The sequence below is a fragment of the Actinomadura sediminis genome, from assembly GCF_042675525.1.
In the GTDB taxonomy this organism is placed as follows: domain Bacteria; phylum Actinomycetota; class Actinomycetes; order Streptosporangiales; family Streptosporangiaceae; genus Spirillospora; species Spirillospora sediminis.
On record NZ_JBHTJA010000216.1, the window covers coordinates 1 to 3,615 of the forward strand.

A 3,615-nucleotide genomic window follows, 5' to 3' on the forward strand; every position below is an offset into this window, starting at 1 on the left:
CCGCGGGCGCTGCGGGCGCGTCGGGCGCGGGCGGGGCCGGGGCCGCGGGGAAGGGGGTCGTCGGGACGCTCGGCGCCAAGGGTGCGGCGGCCGTCGCGGGCGGCGCGGCCGCGGTGGCCATCGGCGGGACGGCCGTCTACGTCGCATCCTCCGACGCCGGGGACGAGCCCCCGCCGCAGCGGCTCGCCTTCCGGACGGTGGCCCTCCAGGTGCCGGCGGCGACGCTGCGCGGGGGCGGGACGTTCCGGGTGGAGGGGCAGGTCGTGCGGGTCACCGGGTTCCGCGACCGGGCGCTCCAGGACCGGGTCAACCGGGCCGTCCGCGCGCCGCTGGACCGCCTGTTCGCCGGCAACCGGGAAGGGCTCGCCGAGTTGCCGGGGACGTTCACGAACGTCGTCACGCCGACCGTCCTGCTGCGCAGCGACCGGCTCCTGTCGGTCTGGTACGAGACGAACGTGCGCGGCGATGTCGGAACCGGGTGGAACCCGGCGCGGACGGTGACCGTGGACCTGACGGACGGCACCGAGTACCGGCCGATCGACCTGTTCCGCGATCCGTCCCGGCGGGGCGTCCGGCCGCTCAACGAGCTCGTCCCGGCGCACCTGCCGGGCGGCGTGATCTGCGCCCCGGAGGCCGGGGACCGCTTCGCGAGGGACATCCGGGCCGACGACCTGCGGGCCGAGCAGGTCGTGGTCGGGTTGACGCCCTCCGGGATCCGGGTCGGCTTCCACGCCGCGGCGCTCGGCTACGTGAGCGCCTGCGGGAAGAAGGCCGCGGACGTCCCGTACGCGCGGGCCGGGGACCTGCTGAAGCCGGACCTGCTCGCCGCCGTGCCGTACCCGAGCGGGACCCCGTCCCCCGCGCGGTCGTGACGGCCCGGCCCCGGGCATGCCGGACGCCCCGGGCGGCGAACCGTCCGGGGCGTCCTGGGAGGAGTCGTCAGGCGCTCACTTGCGCTTGTTGATCTCCTCGGTGAGCTGCGGCGCGACCTGGAACAGGTCGCCGACCACGCCGTAGTCGACGAGCTCGAAGATCGGCGCCTCGGGGTCCTTGTTGATGGCGACGATGGTCTTCGAGGTCTGCATGCCGGCCCGGTGCTGGATGGCGCCGGAGATGCCGACCGCGACGTACAGCTGCGGCGACACGGTCTTGCCGGTCTGGCCGACCTGGAACGAGTGCGGGTACCAGCCGGCGTCGGTCGCGGCGCGGGAGGCGCCGACGGCCGCGCCGAGCGAGTCGGCCAGGCCCTCGATGATCGAGAAGTTCTCGGCGCCGCCGACGCCGCGCCCGCCGGACACGACGATCGCGGCCTCGGTCAGGTCCGGGCGCTCGCCCTTCTCCTGCACGACCTTCTCGACGATCTTGGCGCCCTTGTCGGCGTCCGACAGGGTCACCGACACCTGCTCCTCGGCCGGGGTGGCCGCGTTCGCCTCGGGGGCGATGGAGTTCGGGCGGACCGCGATGATGGGCGTGCCGGTCTTGACCTTGGCGTGCGCGATGACGCCGCCGCCGAAGATCGAGTGCTCGGCGACGAAGCCGTCGGCGACGTCCACGACGTCGGTGAGCACGCCGGAGCCGGTCTTCACCGCGAGCCGGCCGGCGACCTCCTTGCCCTCGCCGGTGGCGGCGACGAGCACGGCGGCCGGGGACTTCTCGGACACGAGCTGGGCGAGCAGCGCGGCCTTCGGGGCGACGACGTAGGAGGTGAGCTCCTCGTCGGCGGCCACGTAGACCTTGCCGGCGCCGTACTCGGCGAGCCTGTCCTTGGCGTTCTCGTAGCCGGGGCCCACCCATACGGCGGCGGCCTCGCCGAGGCGGTTCGCCAGGGTCAGCAGCTCGAGGGTGACCTTCTTGACCTCACCGTCGACGTGGTCGACGAGGACGAGAATCTCAGCCATGGTTCTTGAATCCCCTTCCCCGGTCAGACGAACTTCTTCGACGCGAGGAACTCGGCGATCTTCGCGCCGCCGTCGCCCTCGTCGGTGACGATCTGACCCTGCGCGCGCGGCGGGGCGTCGGCGAAGTCGACCACCTCGGTGGCCGCGTTCGCGACGCCGACCTGCGCGGCGTCGATGCCGGCGTCGGCGATGCCGAGCGTCTCGACCGGCTTCTTCTTGGCCGCCATGATCCCCTTGAAGGAGGGGTAGCGCGGCTCGTTGATCTTCTCGACGACGCTGACCACGGCCGGCAGGGTCGCCTCGACCTTGTCGTAGCCGTAGTCGGTCTGCCGCTGGATCTTGATGGCGGAGCCCTCGATCTCGACCTTGTTGGCGAGCGAGAGCTGCGGCACGCCGAGCCGCTCGGCGAGCATCGCGGCGAGCACGCCGGTGCGCGCGTCGGTGGACTCCGAGCCGAGGACGACGAGGTCGAACTCGGTGCGGCCGAGGGCCTGCTGGATGGCGTAGGACGTCTGCAGCGCGTCGGAGCCGGTGAGGGCGTCGTCGACGAGGTGCACGGCCTTGTCGGCGCCCATGGCCAGCGACTTGCGGATCGACTCCGTCGCCTTGTCCGGGCCCATGGTCAGAACGGTCACCTCGCCGCCCTGGGCCTCCTTGATGCGCAGCGCCTCTTCGATGGCGTACTCATCGAGCTCGTTGATGACACCGTCCGCGGCAGCGCGGTCGAGCGTGCTGTCATCGGACTTCAGCTTGCGCGGGCTCTCCGTATCGGGAACCTGCTTCACCAGGACGACGATGTTCATGGCCGGTGGCCGACCTCCCTGCACTCGGTTGGCCGCTGGGGCAGCGGACAGAGGGGCGCCGCCCATGACGGGTCGACGCGGACGTGCGTTTTCGCAGTCACAGCCTGCCAAACACCCGAACGCCCTTCGGATCCGGGTCCCGGTTTCGGCCGTGCCCACTCGAATGTTACCCGTGAGTAGCCTAGCGGCAAATCCCAGGTGGTGAGACCTTACCCACGTCCAGGGCCCGCCCGGTGTGCCGGTCTCATCCAGGAATCGGACGTGACGCACCTCACATGCGGGACGGCGCCGCGGCGCGTCAGACGCGGTCGAAGGCCCCGTGCAACCGGTCCAGGGTGCTCTCCAGCCAGCCCGCCAACCCGTACATCGGCGCGAAGCTCGGCGTCAGCGACAGCGCGCCCGCGACCGCCGCGAGCGTCAGCACGGCGAGCGGCGCGCCCAGCCCCGCGATCGTCCGGGGCGACGCGGCGATCCGCAGGAACATCCGTTCCAGCCGGCGGCGCGGCCCCCGCACGCCCGGCGCCGTCCACAGGACGGCCGCGCCCGCGCCCGCGCCGAACGCGCACGCGGCGAGCGCGTCGATGTCCACGCCGAACACGGTGGCGGCGAGCAGCGCGGGCGGCACCGCGACCGTGCACGCCGCCGCGTACGGGACGGTCGCGAGCGTCCGGCCGAACGCGAGCGTCCAGTCCCGGAAGGAGACGGCCGTGACCGCGCGCAGCCAGGTCACCGCGGCCAGCGACAGCGCCAGCCCGGCGACCGGCATCATCATCGCGGCGCCCACGGCGATCACCACCACCATGGCGGCGAGCAGCCGGGCCCAGCCCTGCGCGACGGCGAGCCGGTGCGCCTCCGCGTCCGTGCGCGGCGGCGGCCCGTCCGTACGCGGCGCCGGCGCGTCGGCGCGCGACGGG

The 3,615-nt window shown here is 73.4% G+C and carries 4 protein-coding genes; 1 reads left to right on the forward strand and 3 read right to left on the reverse strand.

From position 1 onward, the window contains the following. Positions 1-872, forward strand: an 872-nt coding sequence (locus ACFQ11_RS37305) for a hypothetical protein (RefSeq protein WP_378307621.1), incomplete at its 5' end; no start/stop codon positions are given. A 75-nt stretch (positions 873-947) separates the two neighbouring features. Here the strand turns inward: ACFQ11_RS37305 and ACFQ11_RS37310 are convergent. The 3 genes from ACFQ11_RS37310 to ACFQ11_RS37320 all read right to left on the reverse strand — a co-directional run. Next, complete coding sequence (locus tag ACFQ11_RS37310) at positions 948-1,898, reverse strand: electron transfer flavoprotein subunit alpha/FixB family protein (RefSeq protein ID WP_378307623.1); 951 nt, start codon at positions 1,896-1,898, stop codon at positions 948-950. Positions 1,899-1,921: 23 nt separating this feature from the next. Next, complete coding sequence (locus ACFQ11_RS37315) at positions 1,922-2,701, reverse strand: electron transfer flavoprotein subunit beta/FixA family protein (RefSeq protein WP_378307625.1); 780 nt, start codon at positions 2,699-2,701, stop codon at positions 1,922-1,924. Positions 2,702-2,999: 298 nt separating this feature from the next. Further along, the coding region (locus tag ACFQ11_RS37320; protein WP_378307627.1) for a hypothetical protein at positions 3,000-3,615 on the reverse strand (616 nt) is incomplete at its 5' end.

What these genes read in the sequence shown, in the direction of transcription:
- ACFQ11_RS37315 (WP_378307625.1), bottom strand. Translation starts at nt 2,701, where the DNA reads ATGAACATCGTCGTCCTGGTGAAGCAGGTTCCCGATACGGAGAGCCCG.
- ACFQ11_RS37310 (WP_378307623.1), bottom strand. Translation starts at nt 1,898, where the DNA reads ATGGCTGAGATTCTCGTCCTCGTCGACCACGTCGACGGTGAGGTCAAG.